Source organism: Ferrovibrio sp. (genome assembly GCF_041906005.1).
GTDB lineage: Bacteria > Pseudomonadota > Alphaproteobacteria > Ferrovibrionales > Ferrovibrionaceae > Ferrovibrio.
Map to the genome: position 1 here is coordinate 2,153,439 of NZ_JAYRJY010000001.1, position 25,983 is coordinate 2,179,421.

The following is a 25,983-nucleotide window of genomic DNA, read 5'->3' on the forward strand; positions in this document are numbered from 1 at the left end:
CTTAAAGCCAGGGCACCCTAGGCAAGAGCGCCGAAGCGCTGGCGTCGCCGCGGCGGGCGCTTGCGGAACAGGATCAGCAGGATCGCGCCCAGTCCGCCCATGGCGATGCCGGCCGGCCAGCCCAGCACCGTCACCATGGCGGGGTCCCAGATCACGGGCGGCAGCAGGCTCTGCAGCAGGGCCGGGCCCTCGGGATGGAAATGCATCCAGAAGTCGCGCAGGCTGATCAGCGCCAGCCGGCCGCTTTCCAGCCAGCGCAGGCCGTCGCCACCCAGTGCCAGCATGGCCAGCGCCAGCAGCAGCCAGCCCAGAATGCGTCCCAGCAGCACGGCGCTCCCCCTCGTGATTCCGCTTGCCCTGACAGGACTTTACGCTCTCCCGTGGGCCGATTGCAAATTCGTCTCCGGCGGGTATAGTGCCGCCCCGCGCCGGAGGGATGGCCGAGTGGTCGAAGGCGCACGCCTGGAAAGTGTGTATACCTCAAAAGGGTATCGTGGGTTCGAATCCCACTCCCTCCGCCAATATCCGCTCCAGGATATTGGGCTCGTTCCGCCGATGTCGCGGCGGCGCTCCCTCCCCATACTGGTTCCGGTGCCGCCGCCACCCGCACGAGGGCTGTTCTTGCTGCGCCGTTGACCGGCCATTACCATGCCCCGGCACTCCAGATTCCAATGATAAGGGCGGGTCAGGCCGATGGCGAAAAAGACCAGGATCGAAACCGATTCCTTCGGGCCCATAGCCGTGCCGGCGGATAGATTATGGGGCGCGCAGACCGAGCGCTCGCGCCAGAATTTCCGCATCGGCGGCCAGCGCATGCCGATCGAGGTCATCCACGCCTACGGGCTGCTGAAACAGGCGGCGGCCGAGGCGAATATCAAGCTGAAGAAACTCGACCCCCGGCTTGGCAAGGCGATCATCCAGGCCGCCGGCGAAGTGGCTGCAGGCCAATGGGATGACCATTTCCCCCTGGTCGTGTGGCAGACCGGTTCCGGTACGCAGACCAACATGAATGTCAACGAGGTCATCGCCAATCGCGCCAATGAAATCCTTGGCGGCAAGCGCGGCGACAAGGCGCCGATCCATCCCAACGATCAGGTCAATTACGGGCAGTCCTCCAACGATTCCTTCCCCACCGCCATGCATATCGCGGCAGCGCGGCAAATCGAGGACGCAGTCCTGCCGGCATTGAAGCATCTTCAGAAGGCCCTGGATCAGAAGGCCAAGGCTTTCGCCAGGATCATCAAGATCGGTCGCACCCATTTGCAGGATGCCACGCCGATCACCCTGGGCCAGGAATTCTCCGCCTATGCGGCGCAGGTCGCCCTTGGCATCGCGCGTATCCAGTCGGCCCTGCCGCGCCTTTATGCCGTTTCCCAGGGCGGCACCGCGGTTGGCACGGGGCTGAACGCCGCCAAGGGGTTTGACATGGAATTCGTGCGCTGCCTGAAGCGTCTCACCGGGCTGCCCTTCAGCGCGGCACGCAACAAGTTCGAAGGCATGGCGGCCCATGACGCCATGGTGGAGATGTCGGGCGTCTATAATGTCATCGCCTGCTCGCTGATGAAGATCGGCAACGACATTCGCCTGCTTGGCTCGGGCCCCCGGTCCGGTTTGGGCGAGCTTGCCTTGCCGGAAAACGAGCCCGGCTCATCCATCATGCCCGGCAAGGTCAATCCGACCCAGGCCGAGGCGCTGACCATGGTCGCCGCGCAGGTGATGGGCAATCATGTCGCGGTGTCGGTGGCGGGGTCCAACGGTCATCTCGAGCTGAACGTGTTCAAGCCGGTGATCATTTATAATGTGCTCACCTCCGGCCAGCTGATCGCCAGCGCCTGCCGGTCATTTGCCGACCATTGCGTCGTCGGCATCAAGGCCAATACCGGCCGTATCCGCGAACTGCTCGACCAGTCGCTCATGCTGGTGACGGCGCTGAACCCGCATATCGGCTATGACAGCGCGGCCAAGGTGGCGAAGAAGGCACACAAGGATGGCACGTCGCTGAAGGACGCCGCCCTTGCCCTGGGTCTGCTCGACGAGAAGCAGTTCGACAGCTGGGTGCGGCCGGAGAAAATGCTCGGGCCGGATTGAGGTGCAACCATGCTGGCTCGCTTGCCGCCAAGTTTCTGCGGTTTGCCTGCTCGCGCCAATTGATCATTGTACGATCCATTGCTACGGTCGGGGCCAACCAGAACATAAAGTCCCGAGAACAGGCCCGTGAACCAACCCAATATTCCAGCGGCAGAACTGCTGGAGCTCTATCGCATGATGTGCCGCATCCGCGCCTTCGAGGATGCCGCCGAGGAAGCGAGCAAGGGCGGCGTTGCCGCGTTCGGCCAGCAGGCCGCCGGCCAGGCCCATGTGCGCGGGCCGCTGCATCTTTCCACCGGGCAGGAAGCCGTGCCGGCCGGCGTGTGCCGTCACCTGCGACCAACCGACTATCTCACCTCCACCCATCGCGGCCATGGCCACACGCTGGCTAAGGGTGCCGATCTCGAACGCATGATGCACGAGCTGTTCGGCAAGGCGACCGGCTTTTGCGGCGGTCGCGGCGGCTCGATGCATATCGCCGACTTCTCGGTCGGCATGCTGGGCGCCAACGGCGTGGTTGCCGCAGGCATTCCGATTGCGCTGGGCGCCGCGCAGTCGATCAAGATCCGCAAGCTTGACGCCATCGCGGTCACCTTCTTTGGCGATGGCGCCATCAATCGTGGTCCCTTCGCCGAAAGCCTGAACTGGGCGGCGGCCTTTCAGTTGCCGATCCTGTTCGTCTGCGAGGATAACCAGTGGTCGGCCACCACCAAGACCGGCGCGATGTCGGCTGGCGAGGGTGCGGCGGCGCGTGCGCGCAGCTTCGGCATCGAGGCTGCCGTGGTGGATGGCAACGATGCCGGCGCGGTGAGTGAAACCGCCCGCCAGATGATTGCCGATATCCGTGCCGGCAGGGGGCCGCGTTTGCTGCATGCCCGCACCTATCGATTCAAGGGCCATGTCTCGGTCGATCCCGCCGCCTATCGCGATCCGAAGGAACTGGAGGCCGCGCTGAAATCCGACCCGCTGCTGGTGACGGCGGCGCAATTGCGTGCGCATGGTCTGACGCAGGCCGAGATCGACGCAGTGTTGCAGGCCGCCCGCACGGAAGTCGCTGCCGCCATCGCCACCGCCACGCAGGCGCCCTGGCCCGAGGCCGGCGCGGCGTTTTCGCAGATCCAGGATACGGGGGCGGGGCAATGGCTGTGATGAGCTATGCCGCTGCGGCGGCCGCATCCTTAAGCGATGCCATGCGTCGCGATGCCGCCATCGTGGCCCTGGGCGAGGATGTCGGCCGTGGCGGCATTTTCGGCCAGTATCGCGGCCTGCAGGACAGCTTTGGCGCGGAACGCGTGATCGACACGCCGATCTCGGAGGCCACCATCATGGGGGCTGCCGTTGGCATGGCGCTGACCGGACTGAAGCCGGTGATCGAGTTGCGTGTGATCGACTTCGCGCTCTGCGCCATGGACGAGATCATCAACCAGGCCGCCAAGAACCGCTTCATGTTCGGCGGCCAGGGCCGCGTGCCGGCCGTGATCCGCATGCCGATCGGCATCTGGAGCGCGTCGGCCGCGCAGCATTCGCAATCGCTGGAAGGCTGGTTTGCCCATGTGCCGGGCCTGGTGGTGGTGGCGCCGTCCACACCGCAGGACAATTACGGCCTGCTGCAATCCGCGCTCGCCAGCGGCGACCCGGTCACGTATTTCGAGCACAAGGAACTCTGGGCCCTGGAGGGCGAGGTCGATCCGGCCGCCGTCATTCCGCTAGGCAAGGCCGCCATCCGTCGCGCAGGCAAGGACCTCAGCATCATCAGCTGGAGCAAGGCGGTGCATTGGTCGCTGGAGGCCGCGGAAGCCCTGGCGAAAGACGGTATCGACGCCGAAGTGATCGACCTGCGCACGCTCTGGCCCTGGGATCGCGAGGCCGTCTTCGCATCCGCAGCGAAAACCGGCCGCGTGCTGGTGGCGCATGAGGCCATCCAGGTGGCCGGTTTCGGCGCCGAAATCGCGGCGACATTGGCTGAAGCCGGCAACGTCAGGGTGGCGCGGTTGGGCGGATTGCGCGCTCCGGTGGGCTATGCCCCGGTGCTGGAAGCGGAAACGCGCGTCACGCCGGCCCGCATCGCGGCTAAGGCCCGCGCGCTGCTTGCGCGATGAGCAGCGCAGGAAAGCGGCATGTGCGTCGCTCCGTATCCATCCCGTCTTGGCGGGTTACGCGGAATGCTGTATTGGCTGAACAACAAAAAATAAACACTGGAGGAAACTGACCATGGATCGTCGTTCGCTGCTTAAGGCCGGCCTTGCCGGCACCGCTCTTTTCGCCGCGCCCGCCATCATCGGCCGCAGCGCGTATGCCAGCAACTACAAGCCGGAATACAAGCTTTCCACCGTGGTGGGTCTGCCGTTTCCCTGGGGCCAGGGCGGCGAGATCTGGTCGAACCTGGTGAAGGAACGCACCCAGGGCCGCATCAACATCAAGATGTATCCCGGCGTGTCGCTGGTGAACGGCGACCAGACCCGCGAATTCACCGCGATCCGCCAGGGCGTGATCGACCTTGCCATCGGCTCGACCATCAACTGGTCGCCGCAGATCAAGCAGCTCAACCTGTTCTCGCTGCCTTTCCTGGCGCAGGACCATGCCGGTCTCGATGCCCTGGTGCAGGGCGAGGTGGGCAAGGAGATCATGGCGCTGGTGGAGAAGAACGGCGTGGTGCCGCTGGCTTGGGGCGAGAACGGCTTCCGCGAGGTCACCAACTCCAAGCGCGAGATCCGCACGCCGGCCGACATGAAGGGCCTGAAGTTCCGCGTCGTCGGTTCGCCGATCTTCAACGATACCTTCACGGCGCTGGGCGCCAACCCGACGCAGATGAGTTGGGCCGATGCCCAGCCGGCACTGGCCTCCGGCGCGGTCGAAGGCCAGGAAAACCCGCTGCACATCTTCACCGCCGCCAAGCTGCATACCCTGGCGCAGAAATTCGTCACGCGCTGGGGTTATGTGGCCGATCCGCTGATCTTCGTCGCCAACCAGGATGTGTGGAAATCGTGGTCGGCCGAGGATCAGAAGATCGTGCGTCAGGCCGCCCTCGATGCCGGCAAGCAGGAAATCGCCATTGCGCGCAAGGGCCTCACTGCCACCGACCAGTCGCTGGTCAAGGAAGTGGAAGCGCTGGGCGTGAAGGTCACCGAACTGACCGAGGCCGAGAAGAATGCGTTCAAACAGGCGGTGAAGCCGTCCTACGACAAATGGGCGCAGCAGATTGGCACCGATCTGGTGAAGAAGGCCGAAGCCGCAGTCGCCGCGCGCAAGAAGGCCTGAATGACGATGTGATCGGCGCAGGCCGGAAGCGGGGCCGGGATTTCCCGGCCTTTGCTTTTCCGGCCTTGCGATGAAACGGGAGAACCAGCGTGCCGGAAACGCCAGGTCAGATATCATCCATGCCGCCGGCGCCGCAGGCGCGTGGCCCGCTGCGCTGGGAAGACTGGATCGGCGCCGCCGTCATGCTGTTGCTCGCGGCGATTACCTTCGCCAATGTGATCGCCCGTTATTTCACCGACCAGTCTTTTGCCTGGACCGAGGAAATCTCGATCTCGTTGATGGTGATTCTCACCATGGTCGCGGCCAGCGCCGCGGTGGCGCGCGACCGCCATATCCGGATCGAGGCGTTTTTCGAACGCGGCACGCCGCAACGGCGGCGCGTGCTGGCCCTGGTCTCGGCGGCGGCCACGGTGGTTGGTTTTTTGGTCCTCACCGTTCTCGCGGCCCGCTTTGCTTATGATGACTATCGCTTCGATGTGACCTCGCCGGGCATTGGCGTGCCGCAATGGTGGTACAGCGTCTGGCTGCCGGTACTGTCGGCTGCCATTGCGTTCCGCGGCGCGCAGGTGTTCTGGCGCAAATGGCAGGGCCGCGCATGATCGGGTTTGCCATCTTCGCCGTTTTCATTGTGCTGATGCTGGCCGGCGTGCCCATCGGCGTGGCGCTGATGCTGGGCGGTGCGCTCGGCATCGGGCTGGCCGATCTGGGCATGATGTCGCTGCCCAACAATTTCTATGCCGGCATTGCCAAGTATCCGTTGCTGGCCTTGCCGATGTTCGTGCTGGTCGGCGTGATCTTCGAGAAATCCGGCGTGGCTGAACGGCTGGTCAATCTCGCCATCGCCATCGTCGGCCGCAAGCCCGGTCGCCTGCCATTGGTGGCGATCGCGGTGGCGATGCTGCTGGGCGGTATTTCGGGTTCCGGCCCGGCTACAGCGGCGGCGGTCGGCGGCGTGATGCTGGCCGCCATGGCACGTGCCGGCTATCCGGCCGCCTATTCCGCCACCGTGATCGGCGCGGCGGCGGCGACGGATATCCTGATTCCGCCATCGGTGGCCTTCATCATCTATTCCGTTCTGGTGCCGGGGGCGTCCGTGCCGGCGCTGTTCGCCGGCGGTTTGATTCCCGGCATCATGGCCGGCATCGCGCTGATGATCCCGGCCGCCTGGCTGGCGCGGCGGCATGGCTTCGGCAAAAGCGACATCGACACCAGGCGGCCGCCCTTCTGGCCCGCCCTCCAGGGCGCCAGCTGGGGCCTTGCCGCACCGGTGCTGATCCTGGGCGGCATGCGCATGGGCTGGTTCACGCCCACCGAAGCCGCCGTGGTGGCAGTAGTCTACGGCCTCTTTGTCGGCATGGTGGTCTATCGCACCATCCGGCTGAAGGAACTGCTCGACATCCTGGTCGATGCGGCGGAAACCTCGGGCATCATCCTGGTCGTGGTCGCGCTTGCCAGCATCTTCGCCTATGCCGTCAACACGCTGGGTATCGTCGACCCGATTGCCAGGGCGATCACGGGCAGCGGCCTGGGATCTTACGGCACGCTGGCGCTGATCGTGCTGGTGCTGCTGGGCATCGGCATGGTGCTGGACGGCATCTCGATCTTCCTGATCTTCATCCCGATCCTGCTGCCGATGATGCGTAGCTTCGCCTGGGATCCGGTCTGGTTCGGCGTGCTGCTCACCTATATGGTCGCCATCGGCCAGTTCACGCCGCCCATGGCGGTGAACCTGATGGTCTCGGCCAAGCTGGCCGGCGTACCAATCGAGCAGACGGCGCGCTGGGCAGTGTGGTTCGTGCTGGCGATGATGCTGGCACTGGTCCTGCTGATCGTAATGCCCGATCTTGTGCTATGGTTGCCGCGCAGCCTGGATTACTGAGTCGCAGGGGATCGCGCCATGCTGTTCTGCTTCTACAATCTTGACAAACCGGGTGCTGCCGCGCTGCGCCAGCAATGGCGGCCGGCGCACAAGGAATACCTGGGCAGGGTGGCCGACCATATCGCTTTCGCTGGCCCGTTGTTCGCTGACGATGGCGAAACCATGCAGGGTAGTCTGCTGGTGATCGATTTCCCCAACCGGGCTGCCGCCGAAGCCTGGCTGAAAGACGAGCCCTTCACGCAGAACGGCGTCTATGCCTCGGTATCGATCCGTGCCTTCGCCAATCTGTGGCCCCAGAAGGCCGGCTTCCCCGCCTGAATTCTTGCGGCTTGGCAGTGATGCCGGCAGGGCCTAGTCTGGATGGTGCGTTTCAATCCATACAGACGGGGGATCGGCAATGGGGATGCAGGTATCGCGGCGGGCCCAGGCATTGAGATTTGGTTTGGCCCTGGGATTTGGCCTGATGCTGGCCATGGTGCAGCCGCTGGCGGCACAGGAACTGAAGGTCGGCCTCAAGACCGAACCCAGTTCGCTCGATCCGCTCTATCACGCGCTCACGCCCAATCTTCAGATCGCCTTTCATATCCATGATGGCCTCACCATGGCTGACGCGGAAGGCAAGCTCTATCCCGGCCTTGCCGTCTCATGGTCGCCAGTCGGCGACACCATGTGGGAATTCAAGCTGCGGCCGAACGTGAAATTCTCTGATGGCTCGCCGTTCACCGCCGAAGACCTGATCTATACCTACCAGCGTGCCGGCAAGGTGCCGAACAGCCCGTCACCCTATACCGTCTATCTGCGGCAGATCGCCAGTTTCGAGATCGTCGATCCGCTCACCCTGCGCATCAAAACCGACGGTCCGGCACCGGCGCTGCCGCTTGATCTGTCCAACGTGCCAGTGATGCAGAAGAAGGCGGCATCTGCCGCTGTGGCCGAGGGCGTCACCACCGAGGCACTCAACCGCGGCGAGGGACTGATCGGCACCGGCCCGTTCAAGTTCGTCGAATGGAAGCGCGGCAACCAGCTGGTGCTGGAGCGTAACGACCTCTACTGGGGTCCGAAACCGGCCTGGAAGACGGTCGTCTTCCGGCCGCTGTCCAATTCGGCGGCGCGAGTTGCCGCCATCCTGGCCGGCGACGTCGACCTGATCGAGGATCCGCCGACCGACGATCTGGAACGCCTGAAGAAGGATCCCAAGCTCAATGTCTCGGAGGCGGTGTCGAACCGTCTGGTCTATATCCATTTCGACCATGCCGGCGAGCCGAGCCCCGGCATCGAGGGCACCGATGGCAAGAACCCGCTAAAGGACAAGCGCGTACGTCAGGCCCTGTCGCTGGCCATCGACCGGCAGGCCATCGGTTCGCGCATCATGGAGAATGTGGCGATCCCGGCCGGTGATTTCCTGCCCTGGCCGATGTTCGGCACACGCAAGGATGCACCGGTGGAAAAATACGATCTGGCGAAGGCCAAGGCCCTGCTGGCCGAAGCCGGTTATCCCGACGGCTTTTCGCTCGCGCTCGGCACTCCCAATGGCCGCTACATCAACGACATCAAGGTGGCGCAGGCGATTGCATCGATGTGGGCGCGGCTGGGCATCAAGACACGTGTCGATGCCGCCGTGCCGCCGGTCTTCTTCAAGAACCGCGACGAATACAAATACAGCACCTACCTGGCCGGCTGGTCAGCGCAGGAAGTCGGCAACGCCCTGCGTGCGCTGGTTGCCACGCCGAACAAGGAAAAGGGTATGGGCACCACCAACAAGGGCCGCTATTCCAATCCGGCAATGGATGCCAAGCTGGAAGAGGCAATGCGCACGGTGGATGACGTGAAGCGTTCGGCCCTGCTGCAGGAAGCCAGCCTGATGGCGATCCAGGATTACGGCCTGCTGCCGCTGCATTTCGAAAAATCGACCTGGGCGATGAAGAAAGCCATCGTTTATCCCGGCCGCAGCGACCAGATGGTGCGCGCCGACGCGATCAAGCCGGCCAAGTAACCCACTCGGCAATCTACCCGAACGGCACGCGGCGCGATCCGCGTGCCGTTTTTTTTATCTGCCGTGTTTGGCCGGCTGCCAGCCGGTATGGGCCAGGTTGCGGCTGCCGGCATCCACGCCGATATCCTCCAGCGTGGTAGCCATGGAATCGTTCCACCGGTTGAGGAATCCGAACAGGGCGATCACGCCCATGATCTCGACGATCTCGTCATCGCTCCAGTGCTTGCGCAGGCTGGCCTGGATCTCCGGCGTCACGGCCGAGGGCACGCAGGCGGCCGCCAGCGCGAAGTCGAAAGCGGCGCGTTCGGCATCCGAGAAATGCGGACTGGTCTGGTATTCCCAGATTGTCGCCAGCCGTTCAGGCGTCGCGCCGAAGCGTTCGGCGGCCAGGATGGTATGCGCCTCGCAATAGCGGCAGCCGGCCGCGTGAGATGCCACATAGCCGATCAGGCGTTTCTGCTCCGACGTGACGCGCCCGCCGTTTTCCATCACGGCCTTGTTCAGGTCGGTGAAGGCCCGCGCGATGGCCGGCCGCCGCTGCATGGTCAGAACGCTGTTGGGTACCACGCCCAGCGGGCCGCGGAAGAACTGGATCAGGTCGATCAGCTCGGAGTTATGGTCTTCGGGCAGGGGCGCAACAAGGGGCATGAGAAGGCCTGTCATTTCGATGATGGGCTGCTTGATGCAGCGCTGCGTTCATGGTCCTGCAGCACGCGCCACAGGATCTTGCCGGTGGCCGATTTCGGCAGAGCGTCGGCAAAAACCACCACGCGCGGCACCTTGTAGGCGGCCATGCGGTCGCGGCACCAGGCCTGGATCTCTTCGGCCGTCAGGTCTTTTGCATCATCCTTCGGCACGATCACGGCCTTCACCGTTTCGCCGCGATGGGCATCCGGCGTGGCGATGATGCAGACCTCGCGGATGCCGGGATGGGCATACATCATCGCCTCGATCTCGGTCGGCCAGACCTTGAAACCCGCCGCGTTGATCATGCGCTTCAGCCGGTCGACCAGGAAGAAATAGCCCTGCTCGTCGTAATAGCCCAGATCGCCGGTGCGGAAGAACCGTTTGCCGTCGCGTTCGAAAAACACCGCGGCCGTCTCGGCCGGCCGGTTCCAGTAACCCAGGAAAACCTGTGGTCCGGCCACGACGATCTCGCCGGTTTCGCCCGGTCCCAGTTCCTGCAGGGTATCGGGATTGACCACGCGGGAATCCACATCGAAGACGGGAATGCCCAAACATTGCGGGCGCGGGTTGTCCACCGGGTTGATATGCGTGGCGGCAATGGTCTCCGACAGGCCATAGCCCTCGATGTAATCCAGTCCGGTTAGTTCCTTGAGTTTTGCCGCCACCGCCTTGGGCATCGGCGCGCCGCCGCCGCCGATGCCGATCAGGCTGGAGAGATCGTATCTGCCGATGCCGGGATCGGACAGGAAATCGATGCACATGGTGGTGATGTTGCGCCAATGGGTCACGCGGTGGCGCTGGATCAGTTCGGCGGCCACCCGGCGGTCCCAGCGCGTCATCAGCACCAGCGTCGCGCCATTGAACAGCGGCGCGTTCATCGAATTCTGCATGCCGGTGACATGGAACAGCGGCAGCGTGACAAGCTGCACGGATTCCGGTGTCGCCGGATTCCAGGCGATTGAGCCGAACAGCGTGGCGGTCACGCCGCGGATCGTGTGCAGGCAGCCTTTCGGCGCGCCGGTGGTGCCCGAGGAATACGGCAACACGCACCAATCGTCATGGCTGGCCTGATGGGGCGATGCGGCCAGGCCCGCTGCCAGAGCATTGCTCCAGGATGTTGCACCGGGCATGTCGAAGGCCGCGCGTGGCGCGGCGACCACATCGGGCAGCGGCAGGTCGGTCGGCGCGCTGACATAATCGCCATAGGCCGCCACCACGGCATGCTGCAAGGTTTCGCCCAGCAGGGGTTGCACGAAGGCCAGCAATTCCTGGCCGCAGATCACCGTGCCGGCGCCGGTATCGGCCGCGATATGGCGCAGCTCTTCCGTCTTGCTCATCGGATTGACCGGCACCACCACGGCGGTCAGGCGCTGGATGGCGTAATAGGCGATCACGAATTGCGGGCTGTTCTGCATGTATAGCAGCACGCGGTCGGCTTTTTTCACCCCGCAGCGCTGCTCGAGCCAGCCGGCCAGCCGGTCGATGTGGTTTTTCAGATCGGCATAGGACAAGGCCGCGCCGTAATAGAGCAGGGCCGGTTTACGCGGAAACCGGCGAGCTGAAATCTCGATATTCTCGTACAGGCTGGTCTCGGGCAGGGTCAGGTGTTTGGGCACGCCCTTGGGCCAGACCGCGTAATGCCGGTCGAACATGGTTTTCCTCCCTGACGGATCGTCATCGTCGGGCGTTTCGCCGTCCGGTTCAATGGGTTACCTAACGGAAGCGAGCCGGAGAAAGTCCATTGACGCCGGCCAGATGCCGCGCGAATATATTTGCAAATACAAATAAATTCCGTATCGGGAGGATCACATGACCATCCATGCCGAATTGCCGCGTGCCGCCGCGGCGGATGCGTTGCCGCGCTGGGAAGGCGAGGGGGCCAGCCGGGTGCCCTATTGGGCCTATACCGATCCGGCCGTGTATCGCCGTGAGCTGGAACGGTTTTTCCATGGCGGCGGCCACTGGTGCTACGTCGCGCTGGAGGCCGAGCTGCCGAAGCCGGGCGATTACAAGCTGTCGTATGTTGGTGAGCGGCAGGTGATCGTGGTGCGCGACCGCGACGGCAAGCTGAACGTGGTGGAGAACCGCTGCGCCCATCGCGGCGTGCGCTTCTGCCAGAAACAGCGCGGCAGCGCGCGCAGCTTCGTCTGCCCCTATCACCAATGGACCTACAAGCTGAACGGCGACCTTGCCGGCCTGCCTTTCCGTCATGGCGTGAAGAAAGAGGATGGCAGCGTGCAGGGCGGCATGCCCGAGGATTTCGACCTGAAGCAGCACGGCCTGACGAAGCTGAAGGTCGCCACCTATAACGGGCTGGTCTTTGCCAGCTTCTCGCCTGATGCGCCGGCGCTGGAGCATTACTTCGGCCCCAATGTGATGCCCTGGCTGAATCGCATCTTTAACGGGCGCAAGCTTACCATCCTCGGCACCAACCGCCAGCGCATCCCGGGCAACTGGAAGCTGATGATGGAAAACATCAAGGACCCCTACCATCCGGGCCTGCTGCACACCTGGTTCGTCACTTTCGGCCTGTGGCGGGCGGACCAGCAGTCGCGCATGGTCATGGATAAAGAAGGCCGTCACGCGGTGATGATCTCGCAGCGCAATGCCGGCGGTGAGGTAAAGGCGGTCACCGAAGGCGTCACCAGCTTCAAGAAGGACATGGCGCTCAACGATCCGCGCCTGCTGGATGTGGTGCCGGAAAACTGGTGGAATGGTCCGACGGTGACGATGATCACCCTGTTTCCCAGCGTGATCATCCAGCAACAGGTCAATTCGCTATCCACCCGCCATATCGTGCCGGCCGGTCCTGATGCATTCGATTTCGTGTGGACCCATTTCGGCTTCGAGGAGGATGACGAGGCGATGACGCGCCGCCGCCTGCGCCAGGCCAACCTGTTCGGGCCAGCCGGTTTCGTATCGGCTGACGATGGCGAAGTGATCGAGTTCTCGCAGGATGGTTTCCGCCAGAATGGCGGCACCGCCAGCACGATCTGCGAGCTGGATGGCCGTGAGGCCGCGCCGACGCCCCACATGGTGACCGAGACGCTGATTCGCGGCATGTATGGTTACTGGCGCAAGGTGATGGAGATCTGATCATGCCGATGCGGCCCCATGCCATCGCGCTCTCAATCCTGGAATCGCAGTATCGCGTTGACCAGTTCAATGCCGCCTATGGTGATTGCCTGGATCGCGGCGATTTCGACGCCTGGATCGCCATGTTCACGCCCGACTGCTTGTACAAGGTGATCCCGCGCGAGAATTTCGATGCCGGCCTGCCGCTTTGTACCATGGCACTGGAAGGGCAGGGCATGCTGAAGGATCGCGCTTATGGCGTGAGCAACACGCTGTTCCATGCGCCCTACTACCAGCGCCACGTGATCGGTACGGCGCAGATCCTGTCCGACAATGGCGATGTCATCCGCGCCACGGCGAATTATGCCGTGTTCCGCACCAAGCCCGGTTCGGTCTCCGAGGTCTACAATGTCGGGCGCTATCTCGACCGCTTCGTCTATGGCGAGAAGAATGCGCTGCTGCTGGAAGAGCGGCTTTGCGTATTCGACAGCGAACTGATCCTCAATTCGCTGATCTATCCGATCTGAAGCATCAGATCATCTGATCCCGCAAACCCTCGGCCGCCTGCAGCAAGGCGGGCAGAAAGGTTTCGCGCATCTGTTTCGGCGTGGCGCTCTCTATGCGGATGCCGATATTCAGCGCCGCCACCACGCGGCCATCGAAGCGGCGGACCGGCACGGCCAGCGAACGGAAACCCAGTTCCGCTTCCTGATCCGCCAAGGCATAACCGTCTCGTCCGGCCTTGGCCGTGATTGTCTGCAGTTCGGCCGGATCAGTCACCGTTTTCGGCGTCAGTGCCTGCGGTCGCAAGGCGGCGAACCAAGCCTGTCGCGCCGGCGTATCCAGGGCCGCCACCAGCACGCGACCCAGTGCCGAACAGAAGGCCGGTACGCGGAAACCGATGCCGGGCGCGGACGACATGAAGCGCTGCGGCGAGCTGTGTGCCACCATCACCGCCATCTCGCCATCCAGCACCGCCGCCGAGCAGGCTTCATCGGTTTCGCGGCACAGCCGGTCGCAGGCGCTTTGCAGGGCGGCCGCGTTTCCGGTGGAACCAAGAAAGGCCGAAGCCAGTCGCAACACGCGCGGCGTGAGGCGGAACAGTTTGCCGTCGCTTTCCAGATACCCGAGCTGCTCCAACGTATAGAGCGCGCGGCGCGCGGTGGCGCGCGGCAGATCCACCGCACGCGCCACATCGCTCAGGGTCAACTGGCGTTGCTGACTGTCGAACACGGTCAGCACGCTCATGCCCCGGGCGAGCGCCTCGAGGAAATCGGGGCCCAGCCCGCTTTGGTGGCGTTTTTCGGCATCGGCGGCGCGGAGGCGGGTCATGGCGGTTTTTTGTGCAGCTTCAAGAATGGCGTATTTTTCAACTCTCCGCTTGTAGCGGATCGCTGGAACAAGTATTATCGCACATACGTTCGCTAGTCGAACAAATTCGTATCGGCCTGTGGGAGGGCCACCATGACCACGCACGAACAGAACATGCGCATGACCCGCGTCGGGGCCGACCAGCCGGCCGGCAAGCTGCTGCGGCAATACTGGCAGCCGGTTGCCCTGATCGAGGAACTGGATCCGGCTCGTCCAGTGCGCGCCGTGAAGGTGCTGGGCCAGGATTTTGTGCTGTTCCGCGACGAGCAGGGCCGCTATGGCCTGCTGGATCGCGACTGCCCGCATCGCGGCGCCGATCTGGCCTTCGGTCGCGCCGAGGATGGCGGCCTGCGCTGCCCGTTCCATGGCTGGCTGTTCGACGTGAACGGCAATTGCCTGCAAACCCCGGCCGAACCCGAGAACAGCCGCCTGTGCCAGCGCATCAAGCAGAAGAACTATCCCGTGGTTCTGCGCAGCGGCATCCTGTTCGCCTATCTCGGTCCGCTGGACGAAAAAACCGGCGAGCCGCCGGCCTTCCCCGATTTCGACTGCTTCGTGGCGCCCGACAGCCATGTCTTCGCCTTCAAGGGGCATATCGCCTGCAACTGGCTGCAGGCCTTGGAGGTCGGCATCGATCCGGCCCATGCCTCCTTCCTGCACCGCTTCTTCGAGGACGAGGACCCGGACGCCAATTACGGCCGCCAGTTCCGCGCCACCTCGGCCGATTCCGACATTCCGATGACCCGCGTACTGCGCGAGTTCGACCGGCCGCAGATCGAGGTGGAACGTACCGATTACGGCATGCGGCTGTTTGCCCTGCGCCAGATCAGCGACCAGAGCACTCATGTCCGCGTCACCAACCTGATCTTCCCGCAGACCTTCAATATCCCGCTGTCGGCCGAGATGACGATCACGCAGTGGCATGTGCCGATCGACGACACCAATTGCTACTGGTACGCGATCTTCACCAGCTTTGCCGGTCCGGTCGACAAGGCGAAGATGCGGGCGCAGCGGCTGGATCTCTATACCCTGCCGGATTACATCCCGCGCCAGAACAAGAGCAATAATTACGGCTTCAATGTCGATGAGCAGAAAAACCAGACCTATACCGGCATGGGTTTCGACATCAACGTGCATGATCAATGGGCTGTGGAAAGCCAGGGTCCGATCCAGGATCGCACCCGCGAGCATCTGGGTAGTACCGACAAGGCCATCATCAACTACCGGTCCATGCTGATGAGGGCCATCGACCAGGTCGAAGGCGGCAAGGAAAAGCCGCTGATGGTGCTGGATGCGCAAAGCGCGAAGGCGATCCTGGGCCCGGTCACGGTGGATGGCGTTGCCCCAACGGCGCAATGGCAGGCATACTGGCGCGACGCCGATGCGCGCAAACGCCAGAATGCGTCGTGGTCGCCGCCCAGTCCTCTGGCGCCCACGCCGCAAGCGGCGGAATAGTAGAATATGCCGTCATGATCAGCAGCATGTAGCGTTCCGCGTATCGGTCGCGCCGCAGCAGGGCAGAGGGGGAGCGGGTGACAAGTTTTGTCGAGAAGTACGGTCTATGGACGCCGGAGCAGCAGAAGGCGGCGGCCATGGTGGAGAAGGAGGTCGCCGGTCGCGGCCTCGGCGTGGTGCGGTTCTCGTTTGCCGATCAGCACGGCATCCTGCGCGGCAAAACGGTGGTGGGCGATGAAACCGCCAGCGCGATGCGCTCGGGTATCGGCTTCACCACCACACTGCTGGCGAAAGACACGGCGCATCGCACGGTGTTCCCCGTCTTCACCAAAGGCGGCGGTTTCGCCATGCCCGAAATGCAGGGCGCGGCCGACATCCTGATGGTGCCCGACCCCACCACGTTCAAGATCCTGCCCTGGGCGCCGCATACCGGCTGGCTGCTCTGCGACCTGTATTTCGCCGATGGCCGTCCGGTGCCGTTTTCGACGCGGCAGATCTATCGCGACACACTGACGAAGCTGAACGACCAGGGCTACGATTATGTCGCCGGTCTGGAAGTCGAATTCCATGTCTTCAAGCTGGAAGACCCGAAGCTGGCGCCATCCGATGCCGGCCAGCCCGGCAATCCGCCCGAGGTGAGCCTGCTGACGCAGGGTTATCAGTATCTCACCGAGCTGCGGTACGACCAGTATGACGACATCTACGAAATTCTGCGCAAGGACATCCAGGCGCTTGGCCTGCCGTTGCGCTCGCTGGAGGTCGAGTTCGGGCCCAGCCAGGGCGAGTTCACCTTCCGTCCGGGCCTCAACATGGACTCACCGGATACCATGGTGCTGTTCCGATCGGCAGCCAAGCAGATCGCGCGGCGGCATGGCTATCACGTCACCTTCATGTGCCGGCCGAAACTGCCCAATGTGTTTTCCTCGGGCTGGCATCTGCATCAGTCGTTGAAGGATCGCAAGACCGGCGCCAATGCCTTCATCCCGACCGAAGAGAGCCAGCCGCTGTCAAAGCTCGGCCGGCATTTCCTGGCCGGCCTGCTGGACCACGCGCCGGCGTCGGCCGCTTTCGCCGCGCCCACCATCAACGCCTATCGCCGCTACCGGCCTTATTCGCTGGCGCCCGACCGGGCCATCTGGGGCCGCGACAATCGCGGCGTGATGTGCCGTGTGCTCGGCGCGCTGGGTGATCCGGCCAGCCGCATCGAAAACCGTCTGGGTGAGCCGGCGGCCAATCCATATCTCTACATGGCATCGCAGTTGATCGCCGGCATGGATGGCATGGCCAAACAGGCCGAGCCGCCGCCATCGGCCGATACGCCTTATGAAACGCCGGCGCCGCTGTTGCCGCGCTCGCTGGAAGCCGCCCTGGCGGCGCTGAAGGCGAGCGCCTGTTATCGTGCCGGCTTCGGCGACCGCTTCGTGGATTATTTCTTGCATATCAAGGAAGCCGAGATTGCCCGCTATCAACTGGAGGTAAGCGAATGGGAACATCGTGAATATTTCGAACTCTTCTGAGGCCGGTTACGCGAACGCGGCATAGAACCGCGGCGAATCGACTTCGGTTTCCAATCCCCGGACTTGACAGAGACCGCCCCACCCCAGGGCGGCGAGAGTGGAGGTTATCATGGTGACGCAGACCAGGCTTGCGACCGTTCTGAGTGCAGTTGCTTTTCTCTGGGCCGGTGCGGCCCCGGCGGCGGATGACACGATCCGTATTGGCGTGATCGCCACCTATTCCGGCCCCTATGCCGATTACGGCAAGCAGTTCGACAGCGGCATCGCCCTCTACCTCAAGGAACATGGCGGCAAGATCGCCGGCAAGAAGGTCGAGATCGTCAAGAAAGACACGGCTGGTCCGGCGCCGGATGCGGCCAAGCGCTTTGCCCAGGAGCTGGTGGTGCGCGATAAGGTCAATTTCATGACCGGGCTGGATTTCAGCCCCAATGCCTATGCTGTAGGCGCCGTTGCCGCCGAAGCCAAGATTCCAACCATTGTGATGAATGCCGCGTCCTCGGCAATCACCACCAGTTCGCCCTATGTCGCCCGCGTGTCCTTCACCGTGCAGCAGGTTTCCGCGCCGATGGCCGACTGGGCGCTGAAAAACGGCATCAAGGAAGTTTTTACCGTGGTCTCGGACTATGCCTCCGGCGTCGATTCCGAAACCGCCTTCAAGAAGGCATTCACCGCCGGCGGCGGCAAGATCGTGGGCGAACTGCGCACGCCGCTCAACAACCCCGATTTCTCGGCCTATGTCCAGCGCATCAAGGACGAGAAGCCGCAGGCAGTATTCTTCTTCTTCCCGTCGGGCGTGCAGCCGCCGGCTTTCCTGAAAACCTGGAAGGAACGTGGGCTGGAAGAGGCCGGTATCAAGCTGATCGCCACCGGCGAGGCCACGGATGACAGTTATCTTGAGGCAACCGGCGATGTGGCGCTCGGCCTGATCACCTCGCATCATTATTCCTATGCGCATGATTCGGAGAAGAACAAAAAATTCGTGCGCGATTTCGAAGCCGAGTTCGGTACCAAGCTGCGGCCCAGCTATTTCGCCGTGGCGGCCTATGATGGTCTCGCGGCCATAGAGGGGGCTCTGGCAAAGACCAAAGGCAGTGTCGATGGCGCAAAGGTGATGGAGGCGCTAAAGGGTCTGCAATTCGAAAGCCCGCGCGGTCCGATCGAGATCGATGCGGTTACGCGCGATATCGTGCAGACGGTCTATGTCCGCCGCACCGAAAAGGTTGGCGGTAAGCTGGTCAATGTCGAGTTCGACAAGTTCGAGCGCGTCAAGGATCCCGCCAAGGAAACCAAGTAGTACCGCAGCACGGCGACCGGTCATGTTGGGAATCCTGCTCGGCGTCCTGTTCGACGGCCTGGCCTATGGCATGCTGCTGTTTCTCATCAGCATCGGTCTGTCGGTTACCATGGGGCTGATGGGATTCGTCAATCTCGCCCATGGCGTCTTCGCCATGTTCGGGGGCTATGTCGCCGTCGTCCTGATGCAGCATGCAGACTGGCCGTTCTTGGCCAGTCTGCCGGCTGCCTTCGTTGCGGTGGCGGTGGCCAGTATTGTCGTGGAGCGCCTGCTCTACCGGCATCTCTATCGCCGCAGCCAGCTCGACCAGGTGTTGTTCACCATCGGGCTTACCTTCATGGCTATCGCGGCGATCACATATATCTTCGGCCCCAGCCAGCAGCCGGTGCGCCTGCCCGCCTTCCTGCAAGGCCAGATGCGGCTGCTTGGCCTCGATATCGGTATCTATCGCCTGTTCCTGATCGGTGTTGGCCTGCTGGTCATGCTGGGCGTCGTGTTCGGCATCGAACGCACCCGTTTTGGCGCCCGTGTGCGCGCCGCAGTCGACAATCCGGTGATGGCGGTCGGCCTGGGCATTCCGGTTGGCGTGGTGTTTGCCGCTACCTTTGCCATCGGCAGCGGCCTGGCCGGGCTGGGAGGGGCATTGGGCATCCAGATTCTCGGTCTCGATCCGGCCTTTCCGCTCAAATTCCTGGTCTTCTTCCTGATTGTCGTGTCGGTCGGTGGACTGGGCAGCATCGGCGGCACCCTGCTGGCGGCCTGCATCGTCGGCATCTGCGATGTGGCGGGAAAATATTTCCTCCCCGAGATCGGCGCCTTCATCATCTATGCCGTGATGGTGGCCTTGCTGATGTGGCGGCCGCAGGGCCTGTTGAGGAAACGCGCATGATCCGCCGCCCGTTCAGCCTCTATGCCGAGATCGCCGCCTGGCTGCTGATGCCCGGTGTGGTTCTGGCATTCTTTCCCACCTATTGCGTGCTGGCCAGCCAGATCGCAATAGCCGGCCTGTTCGCGCTGTCGCTCGATCTGCTGATCGGTTATGCCGGCATCGTTTCGCTCGGCCATGCCGCCTTCTTCGGTGTCGGTGCCTATGCTGCCGGCCTGCTGGCGCAACAAGGCTGGAGCGAACCGCTCAGCGGCCTGCTGCTTGCCGCGGTTGTTTCCGGCGTGGTCGGCTATGCCTGTAGCTTCATGGTCGTGCGGGTGCAGCATCTGGCGCAGCTGATGATCACTCTAGGCATCTCGCTGCTGCTCTATGAAGGCGCCAGCAAGCTGCGCGTCATCACCGGCGGTGACGACGGCTTGCAGGGCGTGGTGGTCGCGCCGATCTTTGGCCTGTTCAATTTCGATCTCTTTGGCCGCGTCGCCTTCCTCTACAGCTTCGTTGTACTGCTGTTGTGCTTCCTCTTCGTCAGCCGCGTGGTGGCTTCGCCCTTTGGCCTGGCCCTGCAGGGCCTGCGCGAGAATCCGCGCCGCATGGCGGCCATTGGCACGGCCGCGCTCCGGCGCTTGCGCAAGGCTTATGTGATGGCCGCGATCCTGGCCGGCATCGCCGGCGCCCTGCTCACCCAGACGACGCAGTTCGTTGCGCTCGAGGTGCTCAGCTTCAAGCATTCGGCCGAAGTATTGATCATGCTGGTGCTGGGTGGCAGCGGCCGGCGCTATGGCGGTCTGCTCGGCGCGCTGCTGTTCAGTCTGGCGCGTGACTGGCTATCGGATCTCAACGCCGAATTCTGGCAATTCGGCCTCGGTGCGGTGATGGTGATCGTGGTGCTGTTTGCACCGGGTGGCCTGATCGGCGGCGTGGCGCGTATCCTTTCTGCCTGGCGCCACCGCGGCGAAGCAGCCGGAAAGGACGACAGTCGGAAGGAGGCCCGGGCGTGACACCGGCATTGCAGACCGGGAAGCTCTGCCTCAGCTTCGGCTCGCTTGAGGTTGCGCGCAGTATCGATTTCATCTTGCCTGCTGGCGCACGCCATGCCCTGGTGGGGCCGAATGGCGCCGGCAAGACCACCTTCATCAATCTGCTGACCGGGCATCTCGCTCCATCGGCGGGCAATATCCATTTGCATGGCGAGGCGATCACCGGCTTCAAGCCCGACCAGCGTGTCAAACGCGGTCTGGTGCGCACCTTCCAGGTCACGTCGCTGTTTCCCGCCCTTACGCCCCTGCAATCGGTGGCGCTGGCGATCTGTGAACGCGAAGGCCTGACCGGCCGCTGGCATCGGCCGCTCGGTGACCATCGCGCCGCGCTCGACGAGGCGGCTGAAATCCTGCAGCGCCTGCGGCTGGGTGCCGTGGCCCAGCGCGAAACCCGCCTGCTGGCTTACGGGCAGCAGCGCATCCTGGAAGTGGCAGTGGCGCTGGCCGCGCGGCCGCGCGTGCTGCTGCTGGATGAGCCGGCTGCCGGCATTCCCGCCGCCGAAAGCGCTGAATTGTTCGAGGTAATCGCCGGCCTGCCCGACGATATCTCGCTGCTGTTCATCGAACACGACATGCATCTGGTGTTCAAATTCGCCAGTCGCATCACCGTGCTGGTCGCCGGTGCTATCCTGGTCGAGGGCAGTCCGGCCGAAATTGCCGAGGATCCACAGGTGCGCACCGTCTATCTTGGCAATACGGGGATTCCATGAGCGGCGCGTTGCTGGAACTCGATGATGTCACAGCCGGATACGATCGCGCCGTGATCCTGGATGGTGTCAGCCTCAGCCTGCAGCCGGGCGAATCGCTCGCCTTGCTGGGCCGCAACGGCGTGGGCAAAAGCACGCTGATCGCCACCATCATGGGCGCGGCCCAGTTGCATGGCGGCAAGCTGCGCTGGAAGGGATATGACATGGCCACGTTGCCGCCGCATCGGCGAGCCGCCCAGGGCCTGGGCTGGGTGGCGCAGGAACGCTGGATATTCCCGTCTCTCACCGTGCGCGAAAATCTTACGGTCGCCGCCCGCCGCGGGCCATGGACGCTTGAGAAAGTCTACGCGCTTTTCCCCCGCCTGCGCGAACGTGAGCGCAATATGGGCAACCAGCTTTCCGGCGGCGAACAGCAGATGCTGGCGATTGCCCGCGCCCTGCTGCTCAATCCACGTCTGCTGCTGCTCGATGAGCCGTTGGAAGGCTTGGCCCCGGTAATCGTCGAGGAACTCAGCCATGCCATCGCCGACATGACGGCCAGTGGCGACCTCGCCATGATCCTGGTCGAGCAGCATGCCGCCCAGGCGCTGGAGATGACCTGCCGTGCGGTGATCATGGATCGCGGCCGCATCGTGCATGCAGGCCATAGCGAGGCGCTGTTGGCCGATCAGGCCCTGCTTGATTCCGCCATCGGCCTGGGCCTGGCGCATTAAGGCCAATCGATATTCTGCCCAATTGACATTCGGTGTCGGCTGGCGGAAAACCCGGGCATGACGCTGCTCAGCCTGTTCCCGACCCGCATCTATTCCGCGCCGCTGAAAAAGGGCGGCCTGGAACGCTTCAACCGCGACCTGATCGACGAATGCGATGGCCTGCGGCTGGCCGATCTCGCCGGCCAGGCCTGGAGCGCGAAGAATTACCCGGGCGGCTACACGTCTTATGGCAGCCACGACAGGCTGCATTGCATTTCCTCGGGCTTTGCCGCGCTGGAAAAGGCCATCGATCCGCATGTGAAAGCCTATGCGAAGGCGCTGGGTTACGACATGCGCGGCCGCCGGCTGGAGATGACCGATTGCTGGGTCAACATGATGGCCGGCCCGGTCACTCATGGCCTGCACCTGCATCCCCTGAGTTTCATCAGCGGCACATATTACGTGCAGACACCGCGCGGCGCGGCGGCGATCAAGTTCGAGGATCCGCGGCTGGACCGCCTGATGGCTGCCCCGCCGAAACGTGACGACCTGCCGCCGCGCGAGAAACTGCATTACAGCGTGAAGCCCAGGGCGGGCAGCCTGGTGCTGTTCGAAAGCTGGCTGCGCCACGAAGTGCCGCCCAGCTTCACCAGGCGGGAACGTATATCGATCAGCTTCAACTACGCCTGGCGCGACCAATCCTGAGATTGGTACGCCGGCAATCATGTGCTTGAAATCGCGGCGCGCTGCGCCACACTCAAGCGGCACCCTTCCCATCAGCCTCCGGTATCCCAGACATGTCCGCCCTGTTCGAGCCCCTGCAGCTCCGTTCCGTCACGCTGCCCAACCGCATCGTGCTATCGCCGATGTGCCAGTATTCCGCCACCGACGGTGTGCCCAATGGCTGGCATCGCATTCATCTCGGCCGCTATGCCGCTGCCGGTCTTGGCCTGATTATCGCAGAGGCCACCCATGTCAGCCCACAGGGCCGCATCACGCCGGGCTGCCTCGGCCTGTACAACGCCGTGCAGGAGGCCGAGCTTGCCGCCATCGCCGCTGATCTGAAACGTTTCGGTCGCGCGCCGTTTGGCATCCAGCTGGCCCATGCCGGCCGCAAGGCGTCCACCGATCTGCCCTGGCGTGGCGGCAAGCCGCTGACTGGGGCGGAAGCCTGGCTCACCGAGGCCCCCAGTGCGCTGCCCCATGGCGAAGGCTGGCATGTGCCGCAGGCGCTGGACGAGGAAGGCCTTGCACGGGTGAAACGAGATTTCGTCGAAGCCGCGCAGCGTGCCGACCGCGCCGGCGTCGACCTGATCGAGCTGCACGGTGCCCATGGCTATCTGCTACATCAGTTCACCTCGCCGATTTCCAACCGGCGCAATGACCTTTATGGCGGTAGCCTCGACAACCGCCTGCGTTTCCCACTCGAAGTGTTTGATGCCGTGCGCGCCGTCTGGCCGGCGCACAAGCCGCTCGGCATCCGCATCACCGGCAGCGACTGGATGGGCGCGGAAGGTATGGAAGTCGCCGATGCGATCCGTTTCGCCTCCGCGTTGAAGGAGCGGGGCTGCGATTTTGTTGATGTCAGCTCCGGTGGCGTCTCGCCGCAGCAGAAAATCGTCACCGGTCCGGGTTATCAGGTGTCGTTTGCCGAAGCCGTGAAGAAGGCCACCGGTCTGGTCACCATGGCGGTCGGCCTGATCACCGAGCCGGCCCAGGCCGAAACCATCGTGCAGGAGGGTCGTGCCGATCTGGTGGCGATGGCGCGGGCTTTGCTGAACGATCCTTTCTGGCCCTGGCGTGCCGCCGATGCGCTTGGCGCCGACGTTCATGTGCCGCCGCAGTATCTGCGCGGTCGTGTGCGCGGCGTGGATACCCCGCGCGAAATGCTGAAGGCCGCGCGTTGACGTTACGATAGTCTTGCCGTTGGCCTCGTCCCGTCCTATTCAGGATGGGACCGTCCGGATGAGCCGGCCGGTCACGTTCTCAGGGCGGGGTGAAAGTCCCCACCGGCGGTAAGCATCTTCGGATGCAAGCCCGCGAGCGCCCGGCCGCTTTCATGCGGTGGCCGGGGTCAGCAGATTCGGTGCAAGGCCGAAGCCGACGGTTACAGTCCGGATGGAAGAGAACGGTGCGCAGTCCGTGTCGGACGGCTGTGCGGCTTTGCGCCGCACAGGCGGCCGCGCCTCTGTCGCCGTGCGCCCTGATTCTGGCAATGGCAGAGGAAAGGACGCCATCATGAATCAGAGCCAAGCAGAACATATCCCCTCGTCGTTCCATCTCGATGCCGGCGGCAGTCAGGCCGTCAGGGTCGCCTTCGTGCAATCCTGCTGGCACCGCGACATCGTGGACAAAGCCTGGGAGAGTTTCCTGGCCGAAATGGGCAAGGCCGGCCTGCGTCAGGGCAGTATCGACCGTTTTGAACTGCCCGGTGCCTTCGAAATCCCGCTGCAGGCCAAATTGCTGGCCCAGAGCGGGCGCTATCACGCCATCGTCGCCGCCGGCTTCGTGGTGGATGGCGGCATCTATCGCCACGATTTCGTGGCCGATGCGGTGATCAAGGGCCTTATGCAGGTGCAGCTCGAAACCGCGGTGCCGGTGCTGAGTTGTGTGCTCACGCCGCTGCGGTTCCACGAGCATGAAGAGCATCGGCATTTCTTCGCCGATCATTTCGTGGTGAAGGGCCGCGAGGTGGCCTTGGCCTGTGCGGCGACGCTGAAGAATATTGGTAGTCTAAAGCGCGCTACCTAGAAACAAGCGTCATGCCCGGCCTTGTGCCGGGCATCCACGTCTTTGAAGGCATCGGAATGGCCGGGTCAAGAGGCTTTCCTGGGCCCGGCCATGACGGTGGGGGCCTTAATTTCAGCCTTTGCTGATAAATTTCGCAATCCGCTCCACCGCGCCGTCCAGCTTGTCGTAGCTCTTGGCGAAGCAGAAACGCACCACGCTGCGCACATGGTCCTCGGCATAGAAGGCGCTGACCGGGATGGCGGCCACCTTCGCCTGTTCGACCATGCGGGTGCAGAAATCGGCATCGTCGATGGCGTTGCTGCCCTTTTTTGCATAGATCGGCGCGAGGTCGACATTGAGGAAATAAGTCGCCTTGCTGGGCAGCACGGTGAGGCCGGCCTCGGTCAGACCTGAAGCGAAACGGTCACGTGCCGTCTGCAGGGTCTGGCGCATGCCGGCGAAATACTCATCCGTCTTGCCCAGGCCATAGGCGACGGCGGTTTGCAGGTTGGGCGGTGTGGTGAAAGTGACGTATTGGTGCGCCTTGGCCAGCACCTTCATGATCTGCGGCGCCGCGCAGACGAAGCCGACCTTCCAGCCGGTGAGCGAAAAGATCTTGCCCGCCGATCCGATCTTGATGCAGCGTTCGCGCAGGCCGGGAATGGCAATCAGCGGCGTGTGGCTCAGGCCATCGAACAGCACATGCTCCCAGACCTCGTCGCAGATCGCGATGGCGTCGTATTTCACCAGAAAGCGGCCGAGCAGCTCCAGGTCCTCGCGCGGGAACACCGTGGCGGTGGGATTGAGCGGGTTGTTGAACACCACCGCCTTGGTTTTCGGTGAGAAGGCGGCTTCCAGCGCGGCTTCGTCCAGCCGCCAGTGCGGCGGGCGCAGGGTGACGAATTTGGCGATGCCGCCAGCACGCTGCACCAGCGGCAGATAGGCATCATACATCGGCTGGAACAGCACGACCTCGTCTCCCGGCTCGATCAGCGCCAGCAGGCTGTCGGCCAGGGCTTCCGTGGCGCCCGAGGTGATCATCACCTCGCTCTGCCAGTCGAGGTCGAGTTTGTGAAAACGTTTGTAATGCTCGGCCACCGCCTGGCGCAGCTCGGGCAGGCCCATCATCGGCGGATACTGGTTCCAGCCCGACACCACGGCCTGCGCCGCCTTGGCGCGTACGTCCTCGGGGCCCGGATCGTCGGGGAAGCCCTGGCCCAGATTGATCGCATCATGCTGCAACGCCAGCCGAGACATGGTCTCGAAGATCGTGGTGGGGGCGTCGGCGAAGATCGGATTCAGGCGGATGGTCAT

The 25,983-nt window shown here is 63.6% G+C and carries 25 protein-coding genes, 1 tRNA gene and 1 riboswitch; of the genes, 21 read left to right on the forward strand and 5 right to left on the reverse strand.

Going from position 1 to position 25,983, the window contains the following annotated elements; translation table 11 throughout:
* Window positions 1-17: 17 nt before the first annotated feature.
* Entirely contained in the window at window positions 18-329 is a 312-nt protein-coding gene (locus ACE3OO_RS10540) for a hypothetical protein (RefSeq protein ID WP_374302572.1), read from the reverse strand.
* Between the two features lie 101 nt (window positions 330-430).
* Between ACE3OO_RS10540 and ACE3OO_RS10545 the strand changes: the two genes are divergently transcribed.
* From ACE3OO_RS10545 to ACE3OO_RS10585, 9 genes are all read left to right on the forward strand, one after another.
* A tRNA-Ser gene (locus ACE3OO_RS10545) sits at window positions 431-521 on the forward strand.
* A 172-nt stretch (window positions 522-693) separates the two neighbouring features.
* Window positions 694-2,088 (forward strand): class II fumarate hydratase, encoded by a 1,395-nt coding sequence (gene fumC / locus ACE3OO_RS10550; protein WP_374302574.1) that lies wholly within the window; start codon window positions 694-696, stop codon window positions 2,086-2,088.
* A 126-nt stretch (window positions 2,089-2,214) separates the two neighbouring features.
* A complete protein-coding gene (locus ACE3OO_RS10555) occupies window positions 2,215-3,237 on the forward strand; it encodes a thiamine pyrophosphate-dependent dehydrogenase E1 component subunit alpha (RefSeq protein ID WP_374302577.1) in 1,023 nt (340 codons plus the stop codon).
* Complete coding sequence (locus tag ACE3OO_RS10560) at window positions 3,228-4,187, forward strand: alpha-ketoacid dehydrogenase subunit beta (protein ID WP_374302579.1); 960 nt, start codon at window positions 3,228-3,230, stop codon at window positions 4,185-4,187. Before ACE3OO_RS10555 ends, ACE3OO_RS10560 begins: the two co-directional genes overlap by 10 nt.
* 112 nt (window positions 4,188-4,299) lie before the next feature.
* On the forward strand, window positions 4,300-5,346 hold the full coding sequence (locus ACE3OO_RS10565) for a DctP family TRAP transporter solute-binding subunit (RefSeq protein ID WP_374302581.1): 1,047 nt from the start codon (window positions 4,300-4,302) through the stop codon (window positions 5,344-5,346).
* A gap of 119 nt (window positions 5,347-5,465) precedes the next feature.
* Window positions 5,466-5,945 (forward strand): TRAP transporter small permease, encoded by a 480-nt coding sequence (locus ACE3OO_RS10570; RefSeq protein WP_374302583.1) that lies wholly within the window; start codon window positions 5,466-5,468, stop codon window positions 5,943-5,945.
* On the forward strand, window positions 5,942-7,225 hold the full coding sequence (locus tag ACE3OO_RS10575) for a TRAP transporter large permease (protein ID WP_374302585.1): 1,284 nt from the start codon (window positions 5,942-5,944) through the stop codon (window positions 7,223-7,225). The genes ACE3OO_RS10570 and ACE3OO_RS10575 overlap by 4 nt, the downstream gene beginning before the upstream one ends.
* 18 nt (window positions 7,226-7,243) lie before the next feature.
* The gene (locus ACE3OO_RS10580) at window positions 7,244-7,543 is read left to right on the forward strand and encodes a YciI family protein (RefSeq protein ID WP_374302587.1); all 300 of its coding nucleotides are present in this window, start codon (window positions 7,244-7,246) and stop codon (window positions 7,541-7,543) included.
* 145 nt (window positions 7,544-7,688) lie between these two features.
* Window positions 7,689-9,218, forward strand: a complete 1,530-nt coding sequence (locus ACE3OO_RS10585) for an ABC transporter substrate-binding protein (protein ID WP_374302589.1) — start codon at window positions 7,689-7,691, stop codon at window positions 9,216-9,218.
* Between the two features lie 54 nt (window positions 9,219-9,272).
* Here ACE3OO_RS10585 and ACE3OO_RS10590 read toward each other — a convergent pair whose 3' ends face one another.
* Window positions 9,273-9,866, reverse strand: coding sequence for a carboxymuconolactone decarboxylase family protein (locus tag ACE3OO_RS10590; protein ID WP_374302592.1), 594 nt, complete (start codon window positions 9,864-9,866; stop codon window positions 9,273-9,275).
* Between the two features lie 11 nt (window positions 9,867-9,877).
* Window positions 9,878-11,557 (reverse strand): long-chain fatty acid--CoA ligase, encoded by a 1,680-nt coding sequence (locus tag ACE3OO_RS10595; protein ID WP_374302594.1) that lies wholly within the window; start codon window positions 11,555-11,557, stop codon window positions 9,878-9,880.
* Between the two features lie 157 nt (window positions 11,558-11,714).
* Between ACE3OO_RS10595 and ACE3OO_RS10600 the strand changes: the two genes are divergently transcribed.
* The gene (locus ACE3OO_RS10600) at window positions 11,715-13,001 is read left to right on the forward strand and encodes an aromatic ring-hydroxylating dioxygenase subunit alpha (protein ID WP_374302596.1); all 1,287 of its coding nucleotides are present in this window, start codon (window positions 11,715-11,717) and stop codon (window positions 12,999-13,001) included.
* 2 nt (window positions 13,002-13,003) lie between these two features.
* Window positions 13,004-13,507: a nuclear transport factor 2 family protein gene (locus tag ACE3OO_RS10605; protein ID WP_374302598.1), complete on the forward strand. Its 504-nt coding sequence runs from the start codon at window positions 13,004-13,006 to the stop codon at window positions 13,505-13,507.
* Between the two features lie 4 nt (window positions 13,508-13,511).
* Here ACE3OO_RS10605 and ACE3OO_RS10610 read toward each other — a convergent pair whose 3' ends face one another.
* Window positions 13,512-14,312: an IclR family transcriptional regulator C-terminal domain-containing protein gene (locus ACE3OO_RS10610; RefSeq protein ID WP_374302600.1), complete on the reverse strand. Its 801-nt coding sequence runs from the start codon at window positions 14,310-14,312 to the stop codon at window positions 13,512-13,514.
* A gap of 132 nt (window positions 14,313-14,444) precedes the next feature.
* Here ACE3OO_RS10610 and ACE3OO_RS10615 point away from each other — a divergent pair, with 132 nt between their 5' ends.
* The 10 genes from ACE3OO_RS10615 (at window position 14,445) to ACE3OO_RS10660 (ending at window position 24,690) form a co-directional block, all read left to right on the forward strand.
* Window positions 14,445-15,806: a Rieske 2Fe-2S domain-containing protein gene (locus tag ACE3OO_RS10615; protein WP_374302603.1), complete on the forward strand. Its 1,362-nt coding sequence runs from the start codon at window positions 14,445-14,447 to the stop codon at window positions 15,804-15,806.
* Window positions 15,807-15,883: 77 nt separating this feature from the next.
* A complete protein-coding gene (locus ACE3OO_RS10620) occupies window positions 15,884-17,323 on the forward strand; it encodes a glutamine synthetase family protein (protein WP_374302605.1) in 1,440 nt (479 codons plus the stop codon).
* Between the two features lie 109 nt (window positions 17,324-17,432).
* The gene (locus tag ACE3OO_RS10625) at window positions 17,433-18,617 is read left to right on the forward strand and encodes an ABC transporter substrate-binding protein (RefSeq protein WP_374302607.1); all 1,185 of its coding nucleotides are present in this window, start codon (window positions 17,433-17,435) and stop codon (window positions 18,615-18,617) included.
* A 22-nt stretch (window positions 18,618-18,639) separates the two neighbouring features.
* The gene (locus tag ACE3OO_RS10630) at window positions 18,640-19,506 is read left to right on the forward strand and encodes a branched-chain amino acid ABC transporter permease (protein WP_374302609.1); all 867 of its coding nucleotides are present in this window, start codon (window positions 18,640-18,642) and stop codon (window positions 19,504-19,506) included.
* Complete coding sequence (locus tag ACE3OO_RS10635) at window positions 19,503-20,501, forward strand: branched-chain amino acid ABC transporter permease (RefSeq protein ID WP_374302611.1); 999 nt, start codon at window positions 19,503-19,505, stop codon at window positions 20,499-20,501. The genes ACE3OO_RS10630 and ACE3OO_RS10635 overlap by 4 nt, the downstream gene beginning before the upstream one ends.
* A complete protein-coding gene (locus tag ACE3OO_RS10640; RefSeq protein ID WP_374302613.1) occupies window positions 20,498-21,250 on the forward strand; it encodes an ABC transporter ATP-binding protein in 753 nt (250 codons plus the stop codon). Before ACE3OO_RS10635 ends, ACE3OO_RS10640 begins: the two co-directional genes overlap by 4 nt.
* Window positions 21,247-21,960, forward strand: coding sequence for an ABC transporter ATP-binding protein (locus tag ACE3OO_RS10645; RefSeq protein ID WP_374302615.1), 714 nt, complete (start codon window positions 21,247-21,249; stop codon window positions 21,958-21,960). Before ACE3OO_RS10640 ends, ACE3OO_RS10645 begins: the two co-directional genes overlap by 4 nt.
* Window positions 21,961-22,017: 57 nt before the next feature.
* The gene (locus ACE3OO_RS10650; RefSeq protein ID WP_374302617.1) at window positions 22,018-22,644 is read left to right on the forward strand and encodes a TIGR02466 family protein; all 627 of its coding nucleotides are present in this window, start codon (window positions 22,018-22,020) and stop codon (window positions 22,642-22,644) included.
* Window positions 22,645-22,736: 92 nt separating this feature from the next.
* Window positions 22,737-23,846, forward strand: coding sequence for an NADH:flavin oxidoreductase/NADH oxidase (locus tag ACE3OO_RS10655; protein ID WP_374302619.1), 1,110 nt, complete (start codon window positions 22,737-22,739; stop codon window positions 23,844-23,846).
* 71 nt (window positions 23,847-23,917) lie between these two features.
* Window positions 23,918-24,073, forward strand: a riboswitch (FMN riboswitch).
* Between the two features lie 104 nt (window positions 24,074-24,177).
* Complete coding sequence (locus ACE3OO_RS10660; RefSeq protein ID WP_374302621.1) at window positions 24,178-24,690, forward strand: 6,7-dimethyl-8-ribityllumazine synthase; 513 nt, start codon at window positions 24,178-24,180, stop codon at window positions 24,688-24,690.
* A 111-nt stretch (window positions 24,691-24,801) separates the two neighbouring features.
* Here ACE3OO_RS10660 and ACE3OO_RS10665 read toward each other — a convergent pair whose 3' ends face one another.
* Window positions 24,802-25,983, reverse strand: coding sequence for an aminotransferase (locus ACE3OO_RS10665; RefSeq protein WP_374302622.1), 1,182 nt, complete (start codon window positions 25,981-25,983; stop codon window positions 24,802-24,804).